Genomic DNA, 17,992 nt, shown 5'->3' with positions numbered 1-17,992 from the left:
ATGAACGGGGCAACCTGGACAGTCTTACACCTTTGTCAGAAGGTCCACGGCGAAGACGAGCGTCGAGTTCTTCGGGACGCCCTGCTTCTCCTCGGCCCCGAATGCCTGGTCCGGCGGGATGACCAGCAGCAGGCGGCTGCCGACCTTCTTGCCGACGAGACCGTCCTTGAGTCCCTTGAGCGTCACCTGCGCCAGCGGGAAGGTCTGGGGCTTGCCCCGCTGGTACGTGCTGTCGAACTTCTTGGCGCCGTTCCAGAGATAGGCCTCGTAGTTCACGATGACGGTGTCCTTCGCCGTGACCACCGGGCCCGTGCCCTCGAGCACGTAGTTGGAGACGAGCTTCTTCGGCGGGTCGGACTCCTTGGGGAAGGTGACCGAAGGGGCCTTGCCGTCGGTGTTGATGCCCACCTTCGGCAGGTCGATGTTGTCCTGTGCGACCTCGGTGCCCTTGGCGGACACCGGAATGGTGGTCGCCTTCAGAATGTCGACGACGAAGACCAGAGTGGAGTTGGCCGGGATCTGGTCGCCCTTGGCCTGATCCCCGTAACCGAGTGCCGGCGGGATCGCCATCTCGACACGGCTGCCGACCTTCTGGCCCTCGAGGCCCTTCTCCCAGCCGGGGATGACATCGCCGGCACCGAGCGTGAGGTCGAGCGGTTCCTTGCGGTCGAAGCTGTTGTCGAACGGCTTGTCAGAAACCCAGGTCTGCCCGAGGTAATTGACCTGAAGGGCATCGCCCTTCTTGGTCGTCGCGCCGTTGCCCTTGCTGATGACCTCGACCTTCAGCTCCTTGGGCGGATCACCTTCGCCCTTCGCCAGGGTCGGCTTCTGACCGAACTTGGCGCCGGCGGTGATCGCAGGCAGTCCGTTTTTGGACGAGGTGGAGTCGGAGCCCTTGTCGTCACTGCCGCAGGCCACTGTCGACAACAGCAGCAAGGGGACGACGAGAAGGCCGGCAAGTCGGCGCACGTGTTCCTCAGATCTCAGACGGCACAGTAGTTGCCCGACACTCTAGGGCGTGCCAAGGGCCCCGTACGAGGACGTACGGGGCCCGAGTCGCGTTCCACCGGGTGGCGGCTACATACCGGCGATGAGCTTCTCCACCCGGTCATCGACCGACCGGAACGGGTCCTTGCACAACACGGTGCGCTGCGCCTGGTCGTTGAGCTTGAGGTGCACCCAGTCGACGGTGAAGTCCCGCCGCTGCTCCTGAGCCCGGCGGATGAAGTCGCCGCGCAGCCGCGCCCTGGTGGTCTGCGGGGGCACCGACTTGCCCTCGAAGATCTTCAGGTCGTTGCAGATCCGGGCGGCCTGGCCCTTCCGCTCGAGGAGGTAGTACAGCCCCCGGCGGCGGTGGATGTCGTGGTACGCGAGGTCTATCTGGGCGACTCGCGGATGCGACATGGTCATATTGTGCTTGGCCCGGTACCGCTCGATGAGCTTGTACTTCATCACCCAGTCGATCTCGGTGCCGATCCGGTCGAGGTCCTCCGAATCGATCGCGTCCAGCGTGCGGCCCCAGAGTTCCAGGACCTGCTCGACGGTGCCGGTGCGGATCCCGCGCCGCTCGACGAAGTCCACGGCTTTCTCGTAGTACTCGCGCTGCACTTCGAGGGCCGAGGCCTCACGGCCGCTGGCCAGGCGTACCTTGCGCTGTCCGGTGATGTCATGGCTGACCTCGCGGATCGCCCGGATCGGGTTCTCCAGGGTCAGATCGCGCATGACCGTGCCCGCCTCGATCATGCGCAGTACGAGGTCGGTCGCGCCGACCTTCAGCAGCATGGTCGTCTCGGACATGTTCGAGTCGCCGACGATGACATGCAGACGGCGGTAGCGCTCCGCGTCGGCGTGCGGTTCGTCGCGGGTGTTGATGATCGGGCGCGAGCGGGTGGTGGCGGAGCTGACGCCCTCCCAGATGTGCTCGGCGCGCTGGCTGACGCAGTACACCGCGCCCCGTGGGGTCTGCAGTACCTTGCCCGCGCCGCACAGCAGCTGACGGGTGACCAGGAACGGAATGAGGATGTCCGCGAGCCGGGAGAACTCTCCGTGGCGGGCGACGAGATAGTTCTCGTGGCAGCCGTAGGAGTTTCCCGCCGAGTCGGTGTTGTTCTTGAAGAGATAGACGTCGCCCGCGATTCCCTCCTCGTGCAGGCGGCGTTCGGCGTCGACGAGCAGGCCTTCGAGAATGCGCTCGCCCGCCTTGTCGTGCGTGACCAGTTCGGTCACGTTGTCGCATTCGGGAGTTGCGTATTCCGGATGCGAACCCACGTCGAGGTAGAGGCGGGCGCCGTTCCGCAGGAAGACATTGCTGCTGCGGCCCCATGAGACAACACGGCGGAAGAGGTAGCGCGCCACTTCGTCAGGTGACAGTCGGCGCTGTCCCCTGAACGTGCACGTGACGCCGTACTCGTTCTCCAGCCCGAAAATGCGGCGGTCCATGTCTGAACATTACGCCTCAAGGCCTGTGCTGAAACCGGGTTCGGCAGCACCGTTTCGATCATTTTCCGATGAGCTCGCGATGTCCTTGGTACGGCCGGGAACTGCGAGTACCCGCTGAGTGGCCATCAGAACCATGAGTGCGGCGATCCCTCCGGCTCCGGCGACGGCGAAGCTCCAGCTCGTCCCGCCCAGCTCGACCGCCGGGCCCGCGACAGCCGTTCCGACCGCCGCGCCGACGCCGAAGGTCGTGACGAGCCAGGAGAAGGCCTCGGTCACCGTGCCGCTCGGAGCGTGCCGGTCGACGACGATGAAGGCGCAGGCGATCGCGGGCGCCAGGAAGACTCCGGCGACGGCGGAGAGCGCGGTCATGGCGACCACGCCGGGGGTGAGCGCGAGCGGCAGATAGCCGAGCGCGAGCAGGGCGACGATGACGCGCAGGCGGCGCTCGGGTGCTCCGGCCCACTGCCGGGCGCCGTAGACCACACCGCCGAGGAGTGCGCCGAGGCCGAGGGCGGCCATCAGCCAGCCGTACACCGCCTGGCGGCCGTGGCCGTCGGCGTACGCGACACCGGCGACGGTGATGGAGCCGAGCGCGAGGCCGACGAAGAAGAAGGCGCCAAGGAGAGCGAGCAGCCCGGGTGAGCGCAGTGCGCCGAGCCAGTGGGCCTCGCGGGGTGCGGAACGCCAGGTGCGGGACGGTTCGGCGAGGACGACGGAGAGCGCACCGAGCACGCCCACGGCGTTGATGACGAGCAGGGCGGCGGCGGGCGACCAGAGCGAGACGAGCAGGGTGACCAGCAGCGGGCCGACGGTGAACATGACTTCCTGGGCCACGGCGTCCATGGCGTAGGCCCGGTGCACCTGGTCCTCACGGCCGAGGACGCTGGGCCACAGGGCCCGCAGTCCGCCTTCGAGGGGCGGGGTGAAGAGGCCTGCGACAACCACGGCGGCGTACGCGGCGGGCAGTGAGCCGGTGCCGACGGCGGCGAGGAGGGTCATGCCGAGGGCGGAGAGAACGGCGGCGGGCAGCTGGACCCGGGGCTGTCCGTACAGGTCCACGGCGCGGCCGAGCAGCGGCTGGCCCATCGCGGTCGCCAGTCCGTACACGGCGGTGAGCGCCCCGGCGAGGGTGTAGCTGCCGCCTTCGGCGCGGGTGAACAGGACGATGGCGATGTGGGCGGTGGCGTTGGGCAGCCTGCCGACGAGCGTGCCGGCGAGCAGCCGTGCCGCGTGCGGCGCCTTGAGGATGTCTGCGTAGCCGGTGGCTCCCAGGGCCATGTTCCGCCCCTCTCTCCCGGCTCGACCCGAGGTTTTACGTATAACGTGGTCGGTCATACGTACCATGTCGGCAGTCCGCGGGTCCACCGCGGGCGCATAACGGAACGAGCGGCGGGCGGCGAGCGCCGAGCGGCGGAGGACGGCACCGATGGCACACGGGTCCCAGGACGAGCCCGCGGCACCCGCCCCCGGGACCGACGGCCTCGTGGCAGGCGGGCGGCAGCCCGCCGGACCGGGCGAAAGGGGGCCGGGCGAAAGGGGACCGGGCGAAAAGGGGCCGGGCGGCGCCCTCGCGGCCGAGAGGCCCGGCTCACCCCGGCCGGCGGACCGCCCCGCCCGCGGCACGTCGGACCAAGTGCCGCCCACCGGCACCGCGGCGGACCGGGCGCCCTCCGCCGGACCCCGCGCCTCCGACGCGCCCGACGCGCCCGACGCGCCCGTAGGCGGAACGGCCCCGGCCGCCGCCACCGCCGCCGCGGAAGCCCGACCAGGATGGTCGGGCGACCGCCCCACTCGCGGCGCGGTGGACGAGGAACCGCCCACCACCGGCGGAGCGACGAGCCGAACCGGACCGGCCGCCGCCCACACGGCCGCGGGTCCTGACCCCGCCCGGCCGGGCGAACCGCCCACCCACGCCACGGCGGAAAGCGAGCCGCCCACCGGCCACCGCAGCGAGAGCAGCCCCCGGCCCACCAGCCGGGATGTCGCCCGGGCCGCCGGGGTTTCGCAGGCCACCGTGTCGCTCGTCCTCGGTGACAAGTGGCGCGGCAGGGTGTCCGAGCGGACCGCCGGGCTGGTGCGGGATGCCGCGCGCGAGCTCGGGTACCGGCCGAATCTCGCCGCCCGCAATCTGCGGCTCGGGCGGACCAGGACCGCGCTGCTCGTCGTCCCGGCCCTCACCAATGAGTTCTTCGCCCGCGTCTACACGGGCGCGGCCACCGTCGCCGCCGAGCACGGCTTCGGTGTGGTGCTCTACCCCTCCCCCGAAGGCATTGGCCCCGCCAAGGACCCCTTCGCCTCCGCCCGTGCCGCTCTCGACGGGGTGATCGCCTCCTCCATGGCCGCCGAGGCGCTGACCGCCATCCGCGGTACGGACCTCCCGCTGGTGATGCTCGACAGCGACCCGGCGGACCCCGGCGCCGTGGCCCACGTCAACCTCGATATCGCCGACGGCATGCGGCAGATGACGGACCATCTCCTCGGACTCGGCCACCGTCGCTTCGTCCATCTCGCCTCGGCCGTGGCCTCCTGGACCTTCGATGTACGGGCCCGGGCTCTCCACGAGCATCTGCGTGAGGTCCCCGACGCCGTCGTACGGACTGTCCCCGCGCCGCTCGACGTGGGCAGCGCACGCGCGGCCGTGGAGCGGGCGCTCATGGGCCCGGGACCGCGGCCCACCGCCATCCTCTGCGACGACGACATCCTGGCCGCCGGAGCCTGCAAGGCGGTACGCCGGCTGGGCCTGCGGGTGCCCGAGGACATCTCCGTCACCGGATTCGACGATCTCGCGCTCGCCACGGCCGTGGAGCCCGAGCTCACCACGGTGCGCCTGCCCGCGGAACGGGTCGGCGAGCGCGGCATGTCCGCGCTGCTCGCCGTCCTCGACGGCCGCCCGCCCGAGGAGGGCGATCTCCCGGTGAATCTGGTCGTACGGGACTCGTCGGCCGCCCCCTCCTCTTGATCCCGTCCGTGCGGACCGGTCTTGAGCCCACGAGACCCGCCATGGAACCATCACGATCATGATGAGTACGGCGGCGAATCCGATCGACGCGACGCTGATCGGAACGGTTCCCGCGACAGGCTGGATCGAGCCGCTCTCCGAGGGACGTCTTTCCGTCAGGACGGACGACCGGCTCGAGATACACGACCGGGAGGCGTTCCTCGCCGGCACGCCGTCCCCCACGCAGTCGCTGCGCCTCCCGGCGCACTCCGCGGCGACCCCGCTGCCCGACGGCGGCCTCGTCGTCGCCGAGGGCACCCGAATCCGCGCCCTGGACCCCGACGGCAGCACCCGCTGGGAACTGCCCCACGCGCCCTGGCACGGCGGCCAGTGGAACCCCGGGCCACCGGGCGCCCCGGCCGCGAGCCCGGACGGCGGGCTCGTCAGTGTCGTGGTTCCGACGCTCGCCGACGGCGACACCCCAGCGGCGCTGGTCTACGACGATCCGCCCCGCCACCGGTACGCCCGCGACGCCCTGCTCCTCATCGACACCGCGTCCGGCCAGGTCAGAGCGCGGCGGCCGATCGGTGCGGTCGCCTCGGACGTGACGCAGCGGTGGCATCCGGACGGTTCGCTGCTCGCCCTCTCCTGCTGGACGGCCTGGTACAGCTGGTCGACCTGGTGGATCGAGCCGCGCCGGGACGGGCTGCACATCCGCGGCGGCACGACCATGCGCGAGGTGATCGACTTCCTGCCCGATACCTCGCGTGTGCTCACGCTGCGGCGCGCCGAGGCGATCGCCCACAATGACGACCGCGACGAGCTCGCGTCACACGATGTGAGCGCCGATGACCCGGCCGGACTGCTCGACCTCGGCGAACTGGCCGTCGACCCCGACAACGACGAGTTCACCGGTGCGTATCTGCTCGATACCGCGCATGTCCTGGTCACCGGCCGGGTGTACCTTCCCGGGCGCCCGGCAGCGGTCCGCCACTGGCTCTGTGACACGGCGACACTGCTGCCGCTCGGCCGGGTCCGCTACCCCGTGCCGGTCGGTGCTGAGGCGACCCCGCTCGGTGACGGGAGCTGGCTCACCCGGGACCGCGAACGCCTCCACCACTGGGCGCTCCCCTGAGCCTGCGATACGGCTGCGCCCCGGAACCGCACAAGGCGGGCCGGGGCGCAGCCGTGTAAAGCCGTGTCTGCGGTTGTCAGTAGTCGTCTTCGGTCGTCGTCAGCGGTCCGGGCTACTCGCCGCCGCCCTCTTCCGTCTCCTCGGTGTCCGACGGGGCATCCGTCGGGGTCGACGCGGCGCCGTCGGCCTCGAGCAGCCGCGACAGCTGCCGCCCGACGATGCGCTTGAACTTCCGCTGCTGCGGTCGTGTGCGGTCCAGGACCGCCACCTCCAGCCGCTCCGCGGGGATCTCCCGGTCGTTGCCGTTGGTCTGGTTGGACAGGGCCTGGACGGCCAGCTTCAGGGCCTCCGCCAGCGACATTCCGTCACGGTGCCGCTGGTCGAGGTAAGTGCTGATCTGTTCGGAATTGCCGCCGACCGCGACCGAGCCGTGCTCGTCCACGATCGATCCGTCGTGGGGCAGCCGGTAGATCTGGTCGCCCTCAGGTGTGGCGCCGACCTCGGCGACGACCAGCTCCACCTCGTACGGCTTCTCGGCCGCACTGGAGAAGATCGTGCCCAGGGTCTGGGCGTAGACGTTGGCGAGCCCACGGGCCGTCACATCGTCGCGGTCGTAGGTGTATCCGCGCAGATCGGCGTAGCGCACGCCGCCGATCCGCAGGTTCTCGTACTCGTTGTACTTGCCGGCCGCGGCGAAGCCGATCCGGTCGTAGATCTCACTGAATTTGTGCAGGGCACGGGACGGGTTCTCACCGACGAAGACAATGCCGTCGGTGTACTGCAGCACGACGAGGCTGCGACCACGGGCGATGCCCTTCCGGGCGTATTCCGCCCGGTCGGCCATGGCCTGCTGGGGTGAGACATAGAACGGCGTCGACACCGGCTATCCGTCCCTTTCTGTCAGTGGCATATCGGTTCAGAAGAAGGGGGCATCAGAGCAGCGAGGCTCGCGGGCCGTCGGGCCGTTCGAGGCGCCGCTCCAGGATCGAGCGGGCGACCTCGGAGGACTCGGCCTCGGTGAGCTTGCGGAAGCCCTCGTCGGTGATGACGGTGACGATGGGGTAGATCCGCCGGGCCACGTCGGGCCCGCCGGTCGCCGAGTCGTCGTCGGCCGCGTCGTACAGCGCCTGGATGACCAGAGTGACGGCCTGCTGCTCGGTCATGTCGTCGTGGTACAGCTTCTTCATCGCCCCGCGGGCGAAGATCGAACCGGAGCCGGTGGCCGCGTAGCCGTGCTCCTCGGAGCGGCCGCCCGTCACGTCGTACGAGAAGATGCGGCCCTTCTCCCGGTCGACGTCGTAGCCCGCGAAGAGCGGCACGACGGCCAGGCCCTGCATGGCCATGCCGAGGTTGCCCCGGATCATGGTGGAGAGCCGGTTGGCCTTGCCCTCCAGGGAGAGCTGAGCGCCTTCGACCTTCTCGAAGTGCTCCAGCTCGAGCTGGAAGAGCTTGACCATCTCCACCGCCAGGCCGGCGGTGCCGGCGATGCCCACGGCCGAGTACTCGTCGGCCGGGAAGACCTTTTCGATATCGCGCTGGGCGATCATGTTGCCCATGGTCGCCCGACGGTCACCGGCGAGCACCACACCGCCGGGAAACGTCGTCGCGACGATGGTCGTGCCGTGCGGTGCCTCGATGGCGCCCTGCACGGGCGGCAGGACGCGCTTGCCGGGCAGCATCTCCGGGGAGTGCTGGCCCAGAAAGTCCATGAACGAGGACGAGCCGGGCGTCAGGAAGGCTGCCGGCAGACGCCCGGTGCTACGAGGGTTGGCTTCCACGCGTTTCCTTCCGGATTGGCGGCGGCCCGCCATGTCGGGCGCGGGCCGATCTTACAAACTGTGCACGGACATTACCCGCGCCGTCGCCGGTCATCCGCCCCGGTGCCACCGGCTTTCGCCGACGGCACCGAGACGGACAACAGGTGCTACTCCCCGCCCTTTTGGACAAAGGAACGCACGAAGTCCTCGGCGTTCTCCTCGAGGACGTCGTCAATCTCGTCCAGTACGGAGTCGACGTCGTCCGACAGCTTCTCCTGGCGCTCCTTGAGGTCCTCCGAAGCCTGCGCTTCCTGCGTCTGCTCCTCGGTCTCCTCCGTGGAACGCGTGGCCTTCTGCTGTCCGCCGCCGGTGTCCTTGGTCGCCATATCCCTCACCCCGCTCGGTTTGCCCTGACGTGAGTTCGTTCGGTCAAGATCAGACCCTACAAGCAGGGTCCGACATCGGCCCCGCACTTGCCTCAACGTCCGGGGACCACCTCGATGATTCCCGGACTGGAGCCATTTCAGCCCCCGGACAGCACCCGGACCAGGTCTTCCGCGGTCCGGCACCGGTCCAGGAGCTCCTTGACGTGGTTGCGTGTACCGCGCAGCGGTTCCAGCGTCGGCACCCGCTGCAGCGAGTCCCGGCCAGGCAGATCGAAGATCACCGAGTCCCAGGAGGCCGCGGCGACATCGTCGGCGTACTGCTCCAGGCAGCGACCGCGGAAGTACGCACGGGTGTCCTCGGGCGGCTTCGTCCGGGCCCGCGCGACGTCCGGCTCGTCCAGGAGCCGTTTCATCTTCCCGCGGGCCGCCAGCCGGTTGTACAGGCCCTTCTCGGGGCGTACGTCGGCGTACTGGAGGTCCACCAGGTGCAGCCGCGCCGCGTCCCACTCGAGGTTGTCACGCCGCCGGTAGCCCTCCATGAGCTCCTTCTTGGCGATCCAGTCCAGCTCGCCGGACAGGCTCATCGGGTCGTTCTCGAGCCGGTTGAGCGTGTCCTCCCAGCGGATCAGGACGTCCTTGGTCTGTTCGTCGGCGTCCACGCCGAAGCGCTCCTCGACGTACTTCCGCGCCAGCTCGAAGTACTCCATCTGGAGCTGGACTGCGGTGAGTGTCCGGCCGCTGCGCAGCGTGACCAGCCGCTTCAGGGTCGGGTCGTGGGAGACCTGGTGCAGGGTGCGTACCGGCTGGTCGACGGCCAGGTCCACGGCGATGAAGCCGTCCTCGATCATGGACAGGACCAGGGCCGTGGTGCCCAGCTTCAGATAGGTCGAGATCTCCGACAGGTTGGCGTCGCCGATGATCACATGGAGCCTGCGGTATTTCTCGGCGTCGGAGTGCGGCTCGTCGCGGGTGTTGATGATGGGCCGCTTGAGGGTGGTCTCGAGCCCGACCTCGACCTCGAAGTAGTCGGCGCGCTGGCTGATCTGAAAGCCGTGTTCATGGCCGTCCTGGCCGATTCCGACCCGTCCGGCGCCGGTGACGACCTGGCGGGAGACGAAGAACGGCGTCAGGTGGCGCACGATGTCCGAGAAGGCGGTCTCCCGCTTCATCAGATAGTTCTCGTGGGTCCCGTAGGAAGCGCCTTTGTTGTCGGTGTTGTTTTTGTAGAGGTGGATCGGCTGGGCGCCGGGGAGCTGGGCCGCGCGCTCGGCGGCCTCCGCCATGATGCGTTCGCCGGCCTTGTCCCAGAGCACGGCGTCGCGCGGGTTGGTCACCTCGGGCGAGCTGTATTCCGGGTGGGCATGGTCGACGTAGAGCCGCGCACCGTTGGTGAGGATGACATTGGCGAGGCCGATGTCCTCATCGGTGAGCTGGCTGGAGTCGGCGGCCTCCCGGGCGAGGTCGAAGCCGCGGGCGTCCCGCAGCGGATTCTCCTCCTCGAAGTCCCAGCGTGCGCGCCGCGCCCTGTGCATCGCCGCCGCGTAAGCGTTGACGATCTGGGACGAGGTGAGCATGGCATTGGCGTTCGGGTGGCCAGGGACGGAGATTCCGTACTCCGTCTCGATGCCCATTACTCGCCGTACGGTCATGCGGCCCTCCTTGCCCGGCGGCGCTCCCCTCCGGGAACGGCGCTCAAGTACCGCTGTCTCTCCGGTGCGTGTGCGGTGCCCGTCCCCGCACTGCGCGACTCGGCGGTACCGAAGAGCCTAGAACGCCTCTGCGCTGGTGGGGAGATCAATTGAGTCATTGCTCCGGTATGGCCGGACCTGTCGGGAAAGCAACCGGCTGCGGATGCCCGGCCGGGCATCCGCAGCCGGTTTGCGTTCTACAGGTACTGCCCGGTGTTCGCCACCGTGTCGATGGAACGCCCTGTGTCCGCGCCCTGCTTTCCGGTGACAAGGGTGCGGATGAAGACAATCCGCTCGCCCTTCTTTCCGGAGATCCGGGCCCAGTCGTCCGGGTTGGTGGTGTTCGGCAGGTCCTCGTTCTCCTTGAACTCGTCCACGCAAGCCTGGAGGAGATGGGAGACCCGGAGGCCCTTCTGGTTTTGGTCGAGGAAGGCCTTGATGGCCATCTTCTTGGCCCGGTCGACAATGTTCTGGATCATCGCACCGGAGTTGAAGTCCTTGAAGTACAGGACTTCCTTGTCGCCATTGGCGTACGTGACCTCGAGGAAGCGGTTCTCCTCGGACTCCGCGTACATCTGCTCGACGACCGACTGGATCATCGCGTGTGCCGCAGCGTCCTTGGAGCCGTTGTGCTCGGAGAGGTCGTCCGAGTGCAGCGGCAGCGAAGCCGTCAGGTACTTGGCGAAGATGTCCTTCGCGGCCTCCGCGTCCGGACGCTCGATCTTGATCTTCACATCGAGCCGGCCGGGCCGCAGGATCGCGGGGTCGATCATGTCCTCGCGGTTGGAGGCGCCGATGACGATGACGTTCTCCAGGCCCTCCACACCGTCGATCTCGGCGAGCAGCTGCGGGACGATGGTGTTCTCCACGTCCGAGCTGACACCGGACCCACGGGTGCGGAAGAGGGATTCCATCTCGTCGAAGAAGACGATGACGGGGGTGCCCTCACTCGCCTTCTCCCGGGCACGCTGGAAGACGAGGCGGATGTGCCGCTCGGTCTCACCGACGTACTTGTTGAGGAGCTCGGGGCCCTTGATGTTGAGGAAGTAGCTCTTCCCCGCGGGCTGGCCGGTCACCTCGGCGACCTTCTTGGCAAGGGAGTTGGCGACCGCCTTCGCGATCAGCGTCTTGCCGCATCCGGGCGGGCCGTAGAGCAGGATGCCCTTCGGCGGCCGCAGTTCGTGCTCCTTGAAGAGGTCCGGATAGAGGTAGGGGAGCTCGACCGCGTCGCGGATCATCTCGATCTGGCCGCCCAGACCGCCGATCTTGTCGTAGTCGACGTCCGGGACCTCTTCGAGGACGAGTTCCTCGACCTCGCTCTTGGGAACGACCTCGTAGACGTAGCCGGAGCGGGGCTCGAGGAGCAGGGCGTCGCCGGGGCGGATGGTGATGTCCAGCAGCGGCTCCGCGAGCCGCACCACCCTTTCCTCGTCGGTGTGCCCGACCACCAGGGCGCGCTCGCCGTCCTCGAGGATCTCCTTGAGGGTGACGATGTCCCCGGCACGCTCGTACTCCATGGCCTCGACCACGTTGAGCGCCTCGTTGAGCATGACTTCCTGGCCGCGCCGGAGCTCGTCGAGCTCGACGCTGGGGCTCACATTCACCCGGAGCTTGCGGCCCCCGGTGAAGATGTCACATGTGCCGTCCTCATTCGCCTGCAGGAAGACACCGAAGCCGGCCGGCGGCTGTGCGAGCCGGTCGACCTCCTCCTTGAGAGCCACGATCTGGTCCCGGGCCTCGCGGAGCGTGTTGGCGAGCCGCTCGTTCTGTGCGGACACGCCGGCCAGGTTGGTCTGCAACTCGACGATCCGCTCTTCGAGAATCCTCGTATGACGCGGAGAGTCGGCGAGCTTGCGGCGCAGGACGGCGATTTCCTGCTCGAGATAGGCAACCTGGCCGGCTGGGTCTTCAGACCCCCGCCCCGGCCGGATGCCGCGGTTGATGTCGTCGTCGTGGGCTGCCACGGTCCTCACCTCCTCCAAGGGGAGCTGGACGCTTCCTGACCCTACCTGCGTGGGTGATGATTGAAACCCCTAGATCACAAAGACGGTAGGGGTGTGTCCGATCTTCACCCTTGCGCTCTCCCTTACGCCAGGGGAATACCCACCCAACAACATCGGAAAGCGGGCGGAGGTATCGTCGAAGCGTTCAACACCCGTCAGGGCTGGCACGACTTGCTTCACATTGCTACACCCGACGAAGGAAACGGCAGGAGATATGACCGTGCAGGACGAGGCCCCCACTCAAGGCGTCGGGGAGGCTCTGGAGGTCTGGATCGACCAGGACCTCTGCACAGGGGACGGGATCTGCGCCCAGTACGCCCCGGAGGTCTTCGAGCTCGACATCGACGGGCTCGCCTACGTGAAGAGCACCGACGACGAACTGCTCCAGAACCCGGGCGCCACAACGCCCGTACCCCTGCCGTTGCTGAGGGATGTCGTGGACTCCGCGAAGGAGTGCCCGGGCGACTGTATCCACGTACGTCGCGTTTCGGACAGGGTCGAGGTCTACGGACCCGACGCAGAGTGACGGATCACACACCGCGCGCTTCGGCAGGGGCGGTGCGTACGAACTTCCCGCCCTTCCACTGCCACTTGACCTTCTCCTGCTTGTCCGGGCAGCAGCTCGGGACATCGGGCGAGGAGTAGCCGAGCAGCGTCGCCGTGACCGCTCCGTCACGTACGGCGAAGTCGCCGACGCTCTGCTTCTGCACGGGCTCGAGCAGCGTCGCGACGACGCGCGGGCCCGTCCCGTTGCCCCGGGTGAGTACGAAGATGGCGCTCGGCGGGGTGCCGGAGCCTGCGTCACAGCGGGCCACCGCCACGGTCTCGGGGCTGCCGTCGCCGTCGAGATCGCCCGAGGCCCTCTTGGTCACCACACTTTTGGCGCCGCCGCACTCCAGCGGAAGCCGCACTCCCGCGGGGTCGGGCGCCGGGGCCGCGGCGGTGCTGATCTGCGGCTGTGAGCCCGGCTGGGACGCGGTGGCGGCCTTGGGCTGCAGCAGTCCGGCGGCCGCGACGACCGCTGCCATCGCCGTCGCGGTGGCGAGCCAGTGCACCGGGCGGGCGTCGGTGTGCGCGAGGTCCGGGACGGCGGAGGTCTGCACGCGGGATGTCTCCTGGGAAGGCGGTACCGGCGGGGAGTCAGCGACGGGAGGAAGTCTGCATCGTGCCATACGTCACAGCGGGTGCGGAACAGTGGGGTCCGTAACTCTCACGTAAAGACACCCGACGTACACACGGTGTGGAGATGGTCAACGCGATGACGCCGCCGCCGAGTTCTCCGTGGTGTCACGGGAACTCGGCGGCGGCGTCGGTGCGTTGTGCGGGAGTCAGCCCTTGTTGGGGCCTTCGTAGTCATCGCCGTACGCACCCTTGGCGGGGCGACGGCGGCGCATCGGGGGCTCCACACCGTCGGCGAGACGGCGGGCGGTGACGAGGAAGCCGGTGTGGCCGATCATCCGGTGGTCCGGGCGGACGGCCAGTCCTTCGACGTGCCAGTTGCGGATCATCGACTCCCAGGGCTGCGGCTCGGCGAAGCATCCGATCTCACGGATGGACTCGACGGTGCGCGCGAGCTGGGTGGTGGTCGCGACGTAGCAGCAGAGGATGCCGCCGGGGACGAGCGCCTTGGAGACGGCCTCCAGGCACTCCCAGGGGGCGAGCATGTCCAGGATGACGCGGTCGACGTCGGCGTCGGTCAGGTTGTCCTGAAGGTCGCCGACGGTGAGCTGCCAGGCAGGGTGCGGGCCGCCGAAGTAGCGCTCCACATTCTGCTGGGCGATCTCGGCGAAGTCCTCGCGGCGCTCGTAGGAGTGCAGCATGCCGTGGTCGCCGATGGCGCGCAGCAGGAAGGCACTGAGCGAGCCGGAGCCCACCCCCGCCTCGACGACGCGAGCGCCGGCGAAGATGTCGGCGAAGGCCAGGATCTGCCCCGCGTCCTTGGGGTAGACCACGGCGGCGCCGCGGGGCATGGACAGGACATAGTCGGGGAGCAGGGGGCGCAGCGCGAGGTAGGCGACGTTTCCCGTGGTACGGACAACACTGCCCTCGGGAGCCCCGATCAGCTCGTCGTGCGGGAAGGAACCCTTGTGGGTGTGGAAATTCTTCCCGGCCTCGAGCGTGAACGTGTAGTGGCGTCCCTTGGGGTCGGTGAGCTGGACCTGGTCCCCGACCTTGAAGGGCCCGCGTCGGCGGGCGGCACCGGTCGGTTCGGACATGTGAACAGCCTACCGGGCCGGGCCGGGCCCCGATGACCACGTGAAGCCTGCCGGACAGCCTCACCCTGGCGAGCCCGGGCGCGGTTCCTCGCCCCTGCCCCACCCCGGCCGCCCGGCGAGCGAGCCGAGCCCGCCGCGCCCGTGGGCCTGGCCCGCCCCGAGCACTCCCTGAGCGCTCACCTCTGCGGCGAGTGAGCCGAAGGGGCGCGCGGGTGTCGAAAGGGAGAGCGCGCGGAGGCCGCGAGGAACGAGTGGTCGAGCACGGTGGACCGTCGACAGACGCTAAAGGCGCCCCGGAGGCGAACCGAGCCTCCAAGAAGAAGCCGAGTGGTCGAGCACGGTGGACCGTCGACAGACGCAAAAAGCGCCCCGGAGGCGAACCGAGCCTCTAAGAAGACGCAGGCCGGGCCATGGCGGCGACGAAGGCGCGCTCGACATCTGCCGTGGACAGGACGCCGTAGATCTCGCCCGTCTCCTCGACCACCAGGTACTCCGTCGCCGGCGAGGCCCTGAGCCTGTCGAGGAGCGCCTCGCCGGCCAGTTCGGCCGAGACCTTCATGCCCTCGGTGAGTTCCTGTGCGAGGCCGCTGACGGCAACCCAGGGGCGGCGGTGTTCGGGGACACCGACGATGGCTGTCTCGCGGACCAGGGCCTTCGGGTCGCCGTGTCCGTCGACGACGACCAGGGCGCGGGCGCCGGCCTCGTTGGCGCGGCGCAGGGCCTCGGAGAGCGGGGTGTCGGACTCGACGGGAACGGCGCGCCTGGTGAGCGTACGGGCCTCGAGCTCCGGGAGGTGTTCACGCAGCCGCGCCATCCGCAGGCTGTTGCCGGCCCCGGTCCAGATGATCGCGGCGAGGATCGCGGCGAGCAGCGCGTCGGTGACGGTCTCCATGCCGCCGATGTCCTCGGTGGCATTGCCGAGCGCTCCGGTGTGGGTGAGGAGCGGCAGGCCGATGAGGACGGTCACGGCCAGCGCCCGGCCGACCCAGGCGGCGGCGATCGTGCCCGACATCGGCTTGCCGGTGATCTTCCAGACGACGGCGCGCAGCATCCGGCCGCCGTCCAGGGGCAGGCCGGGCAGCAGGTTGAACGCGGCGACGATGAGGTTGGAGATCATCAGGCCGGCGAGCAGCACGCCGGGGACGGTGCCCGGCTCGACGGCCTTCACCCCCAGATAGAAGACGCCGGACAGGACGAGGGAGAGCAGCGGCCCGACGAAGGCGAGGATGAACTCCCGGCCCGGGGTCTCGGAGTCCTTCTCGATCTCCGAGACGCCGCCGAAGAACTGGAGCTGGATGCGGCGCACCGGCAGTTTGAAGCGCAGCGCGGCGATCGTGTGCGCCAGTTCGTGGACGAGTACGGAAGCGTAGAAAGCGACCGCGAAGAAGAGGGAGACGAGATAGCGGATGCCGCCGAGTTCGGGGAGCACCCGGTCGAGCTGGCCGCCGAACACCCAGGTGATGAGGGCGGCGACGATGAACCAGCTGGGGGCGACGTAGACAGGCACCCCGAAAGGACGGCCCATGAGGATTCCGCCGCCGGGGCCGTCGGAGCGCCGCGGCTTGCCTCCGCCGGGGTTCGCTCCCCCCGTTCCGGACTGCGGCCGCTCGCGATCACCGCTCGTGTCGTCCTCGTTCACGGGTTCCCTTCGTTGCGGAGTACGTCGCTCGCTCGGTCATCTCGGTCATCTCGATCATGCATCTCGATCATGCAGTGCGCAGCGTCTGACGTCGATGGTATTCCGCTCGCTGTCAGTGGCGGGCCGTAGGGTCTGAGTCATGAGTACGAGCCAGCAGCCCACATCGCTGTCGCCGTCGCGGGCGAGCGACTTCATGCAGTGCCCCCTGCTGTACCGGTTTCGGGTGATCGACAGGCTGCCGGAGAAGCCCAGTGAGGCAGCTACCCGCGGCACGTTGGTCCACGCCGTGCTGGAGCGGCTCTTCGACGCCCCGGCGGCCGAGCGTACGGCTCCGCGCGCCAAGGCACTGATCCCGGGCCAGTGGGACCGGCTGCTCGAGACAAAGCCGGAGCTCGGTGAGCTGTTCGCCGAGGATGCCGACGGCGTGCGGCTGGCGGGCTGGCTGGGCGAGGCGGAACGGCTGGTCGAGCGGTGGTTCTCGCTGGAGGACCCGACCCGGCTCGAGCCCGCCGAGCGGGAGATGTTCGTCGAGACGGAGCTGGAGTCGGGGCTGCGGCTGCGCGGCGTCATCGACCGGGTCGATGTCGCGCCCACCGGCGAGGTGCGGATCGTCGACTACAAGACGGGCAAGGCCCCGCGTCCTGAGTACAGCGAGGGCGCGCTGTTCCAGATGAAGTTCTACGCCCTGGTGATCTGGAGGCTGAAGGACGTGGTGCCGCGTCGGCTGCAGCTCGTATATCTGGGCAGCGGCGATGTGCTGACGTACGACCCGGTCCCGGCGGACCTGGAGCGTATGGAGCGCAAGCTGCTGGCGCTCTGGGACGCGATCAAGCAGGCGACCGAGTCGGGCGACTGGCGGCCGCGGCCGACCAAGCTGTGCGGTTGGTGCGACCACCAGGAAGTCTGTCCGGAATTCGGCGGCACTCCCCCGGTTTATCCGCTGAGCATTTCCCCGACCGTATCGGCGGAGGATGGCCAGGGCAGAATGGGCCCGGTCTAAACGAAGGAGTACCCGTGGCTATCCGCGTCCTACTGGTCGACGACCAACCGCTGCTGCGTACCGGCTTCCGGATGATTCTGGAGGCGGAGCAGGACATCGCGGTCGTCGGCGAGGCCGGGGACGGCCTCCAGGCTCTGGACCAGGTGCGGGCGCTGCAGCCCGATGTGGTGCTGATGGACATCCGGATGCCGCGGATGGACGGGGTCGAGGCGACCCGGCAGATCACCGGGCCCGGCCGGGACGGTCCGGCCAAGGTGCTGGTGCTGACCACTTTCGACCTCGACGAGTATGTGGTGGAGGCGCTGCGCGCCGGCGCGAGCGGCTTCCTGCTGAAGGACGCGCCCGCCGATGAGCTGGTGCAGGCGATCCGGGTGGTCGCGGCGGGCGAGGCGATGCTGGCGCCGAGCATCACCCGCAGGCTGCTCGACAAGTACGCAGACCATCTGCCGTCCGGCGACGAGCCGGTCCCCAACACGCTGAACACGCTGACCGAGCGTGAGGTGGAGGTGCTCAAGCTCGTCGCGCGGGGCCTGTCCAACGCCGAGATCGCCGCGGACCTCTTCGTCAGCGAGACCACCGTCAAGACACATGTGGGCCATGTCCTGACGAAGCTGAGCCTGCGCGACCGCGTACAGGCCGCGGTGTACGCGTACGAGAGCGGTCTGGTGCGTCCCGGCGCGCAGTAGGTCACCGGGGGAAGAGCAAGCGGCGGGGGGGGGGGGGGGCGCGGCCCCCCGGGGGGGGGGGGGGGGTTTAAAAAAAAAAAGTCACCCACCAAGAGCGACGAGTGG

Annotated in this window: 15 protein-coding genes and 1 pseudogene; 5 read left to right on the top strand and 11 right to left on the bottom strand. The window is 69.0% G+C overall.

The features are described from left to right. Positions 1-24: 24 nt before the first annotated feature. The 3 genes from ACFWDI_RS22475 to ACFWDI_RS22465 all read right to left on the bottom strand — a co-directional run bounded on the left by ACFWDI_RS22475 (position 25) and on the right by ACFWDI_RS22465 (position 3,717). Entirely contained in the window at positions 25-969 is a 945-nt protein-coding gene (locus ACFWDI_RS22475) for an FKBP-type peptidyl-prolyl cis-trans isomerase (RefSeq protein ID WP_385306302.1), read from the bottom strand. Positions 970-1,077: 108 nt separating this feature from the next. Beyond that, the gene (gene pafA / locus ACFWDI_RS22470) at positions 1,078-2,439 is read right to left on the bottom strand and encodes a Pup--protein ligase (protein ID WP_327322432.1); all 1,362 of its coding nucleotides are present in this window, start codon (positions 2,437-2,439) and stop codon (positions 1,078-1,080) included. Positions 2,440-2,448: 9 nt separating this feature from the next. Then, the gene (locus ACFWDI_RS22465) at positions 2,449-3,717 is read right to left on the bottom strand and encodes an MFS transporter (protein WP_385306300.1); all 1,269 of its coding nucleotides are present in this window, start codon (positions 3,715-3,717) and stop codon (positions 2,449-2,451) included. A gap of 682 nt (positions 3,718-4,399) precedes the next feature. On the opposite strand from ACFWDI_RS22465, the pseudogene ACFWDI_RS22460 reads away from it, so the two are divergent. Beyond that, positions 4,400-5,398 (top strand): annotated as a pseudogene (locus ACFWDI_RS22460) (LacI family DNA-binding transcriptional regulator); the annotation flags it as partial. A gap of 58 nt (positions 5,399-5,456) precedes the next feature. Beyond that, positions 5,457-6,512, top strand: coding sequence for a hypothetical protein (locus ACFWDI_RS22455; RefSeq protein ID WP_385306299.1), 1,056 nt, complete (start codon positions 5,457-5,459; stop codon positions 6,510-6,512). Positions 6,513-6,624: 112 nt separating this feature from the next. Here the strand turns inward: ACFWDI_RS22455 and prcA are convergent, their stop codons facing one another. From prcA to arc, 5 genes are all read right to left on the bottom strand, one after another. Further along, on the bottom strand, positions 6,625-7,392 hold the full coding sequence (gene prcA, locus ACFWDI_RS22450; protein WP_362679009.1) for a proteasome subunit alpha: 768 nt from the start codon (positions 7,390-7,392) through the stop codon (positions 6,625-6,627). A gap of 52 nt (positions 7,393-7,444) precedes the next feature. Continuing rightward, on the bottom strand, positions 7,445-8,290 hold the full coding sequence (gene prcB, locus ACFWDI_RS22445; protein ID WP_385306298.1) for a proteasome subunit beta: 846 nt from the start codon (positions 8,288-8,290) through the stop codon (positions 7,445-7,447). 146 nt (positions 8,291-8,436) lie between these two features. Next, complete coding sequence (locus ACFWDI_RS22440; protein ID WP_326648749.1) at positions 8,437-8,655, bottom strand: ubiquitin-like protein Pup; 219 nt, start codon at positions 8,653-8,655, stop codon at positions 8,437-8,439. A 137-nt stretch (positions 8,656-8,792) separates the two neighbouring features. Beyond that, positions 8,793-10,304, bottom strand: coding sequence for a depupylase/deamidase Dop (gene dop, locus ACFWDI_RS22435; protein WP_385306297.1), 1,512 nt, complete (start codon positions 10,302-10,304; stop codon positions 8,793-8,795). Between the two features lie 236 nt (positions 10,305-10,540). After that, positions 10,541-12,307 (bottom strand): proteasome ATPase, encoded by a 1,767-nt coding sequence (arc, locus tag ACFWDI_RS22430; protein ID WP_362679000.1) that lies wholly within the window; start codon positions 12,305-12,307, stop codon positions 10,541-10,543. 253 nt (positions 12,308-12,560) lie between these two features. Between arc and ACFWDI_RS22425 the strand changes: the two genes are divergently transcribed. Further along, entirely contained in the window at positions 12,561-12,872 is a 312-nt protein-coding gene (locus tag ACFWDI_RS22425; protein ID WP_385306296.1) for a ferredoxin, read from the top strand. A 4-nt stretch (positions 12,873-12,876) separates the two neighbouring features. On the opposite strand, the gene ACFWDI_RS22420 is transcribed toward ACFWDI_RS22425, so the two are convergent. The 3 genes from ACFWDI_RS22420 to ACFWDI_RS22410 all read right to left on the bottom strand — a co-directional run bounded on the left by ACFWDI_RS22420 (position 12,877) and on the right by ACFWDI_RS22410 (position 16,201). Then, the gene (locus ACFWDI_RS22420; RefSeq protein ID WP_385306295.1) at positions 12,877-13,449 is read right to left on the bottom strand and encodes a hypothetical protein; all 573 of its coding nucleotides are present in this window, start codon (positions 13,447-13,449) and stop codon (positions 12,877-12,879) included. A 225-nt stretch (positions 13,450-13,674) separates the two neighbouring features. Beyond that, positions 13,675-14,562, bottom strand: coding sequence for a tRNA (adenine-N1)-methyltransferase (locus ACFWDI_RS22415; protein ID WP_326648753.1), 888 nt, complete (start codon positions 14,560-14,562; stop codon positions 13,675-13,677). A 388-nt stretch (positions 14,563-14,950) separates the two neighbouring features. Then, the gene (locus tag ACFWDI_RS22410; RefSeq protein ID WP_385306293.1) at positions 14,951-16,201 is read right to left on the bottom strand and encodes a site-2 protease family protein; all 1,251 of its coding nucleotides are present in this window, start codon (positions 16,199-16,201) and stop codon (positions 14,951-14,953) included. A 139-nt stretch (positions 16,202-16,340) separates the two neighbouring features. Between ACFWDI_RS22410 and ACFWDI_RS22405 the strand changes: the two genes are divergently transcribed. Then, positions 16,341-17,201, top strand: a complete 861-nt coding sequence (locus ACFWDI_RS22405; RefSeq protein ID WP_385306292.1) for a RecB family exonuclease — start codon at positions 16,341-16,343, stop codon at positions 17,199-17,201. Positions 17,202-17,215: 14 nt separating this feature from the next. After that, a complete protein-coding gene (locus ACFWDI_RS22400) occupies positions 17,216-17,887 on the top strand; it encodes a response regulator (RefSeq protein WP_385306290.1) in 672 nt (223 codons plus the stop codon). Positions 17,888-17,992: the final 105 nt, after the last annotated feature.

Source organism: Streptomyces sp. NPDC060064 (assembly GCF_042736455.1).
Taxonomy (GTDB): Bacteria; Actinomycetota; Actinomycetes; order Streptomycetales; family Streptomycetaceae; genus Streptomyces.
Note: the sequence above shows the minus strand (reverse complement) of the source record. Positions and strands in the feature narration are given on the sequence as shown.

Bases quoted from the DNA above. Each gene is read 5' to 3' on its own strand.
- ACFWDI_RS22455 (WP_385306299.1), top strand. From the start codon at position 5,457: ATGATGAGTACGGCGGCGAATCCGATCGACGCGACGCTGATCGGAACG.
- ACFWDI_RS22415 (WP_326648753.1), bottom strand. From the start codon at position 14,562: ATGTCCGAACCGACCGGTGCCGCCCGCCGACGCGGGCCCTTCAAGGTC.
- dop (WP_385306297.1), bottom strand. From the start codon at position 10,304: ATGACCGTACGGCGAGTAATGGGCATCGAGACGGAGTACGGAATCTCC.
- pafA (WP_327322432.1), bottom strand. From the start codon at position 2,439: ATGGACCGCCGCATTTTCGGGCTGGAGAACGAGTACGGCGTCACGTGC.
- ACFWDI_RS22405 (WP_385306292.1), top strand. From the start codon at position 16,341: ATGAGTACGAGCCAGCAGCCCACATCGCTGTCGCCGTCGCGGGCGAGC.
- ACFWDI_RS22425 (WP_385306296.1), top strand. From the start codon at position 12,561: ATGACCGTGCAGGACGAGGCCCCCACTCAAGGCGTCGGGGAGGCTCTG.
- ACFWDI_RS22440 (WP_326648749.1), bottom strand. From the start codon at position 8,655: ATGGCGACCAAGGACACCGGCGGCGGACAGCAGAAGGCCACGCGTTCC.
- ACFWDI_RS22465 (WP_385306300.1), bottom strand. From the start codon at position 3,717: ATGGCCCTGGGAGCCACCGGCTACGCAGACATCCTCAAGGCGCCGCAC.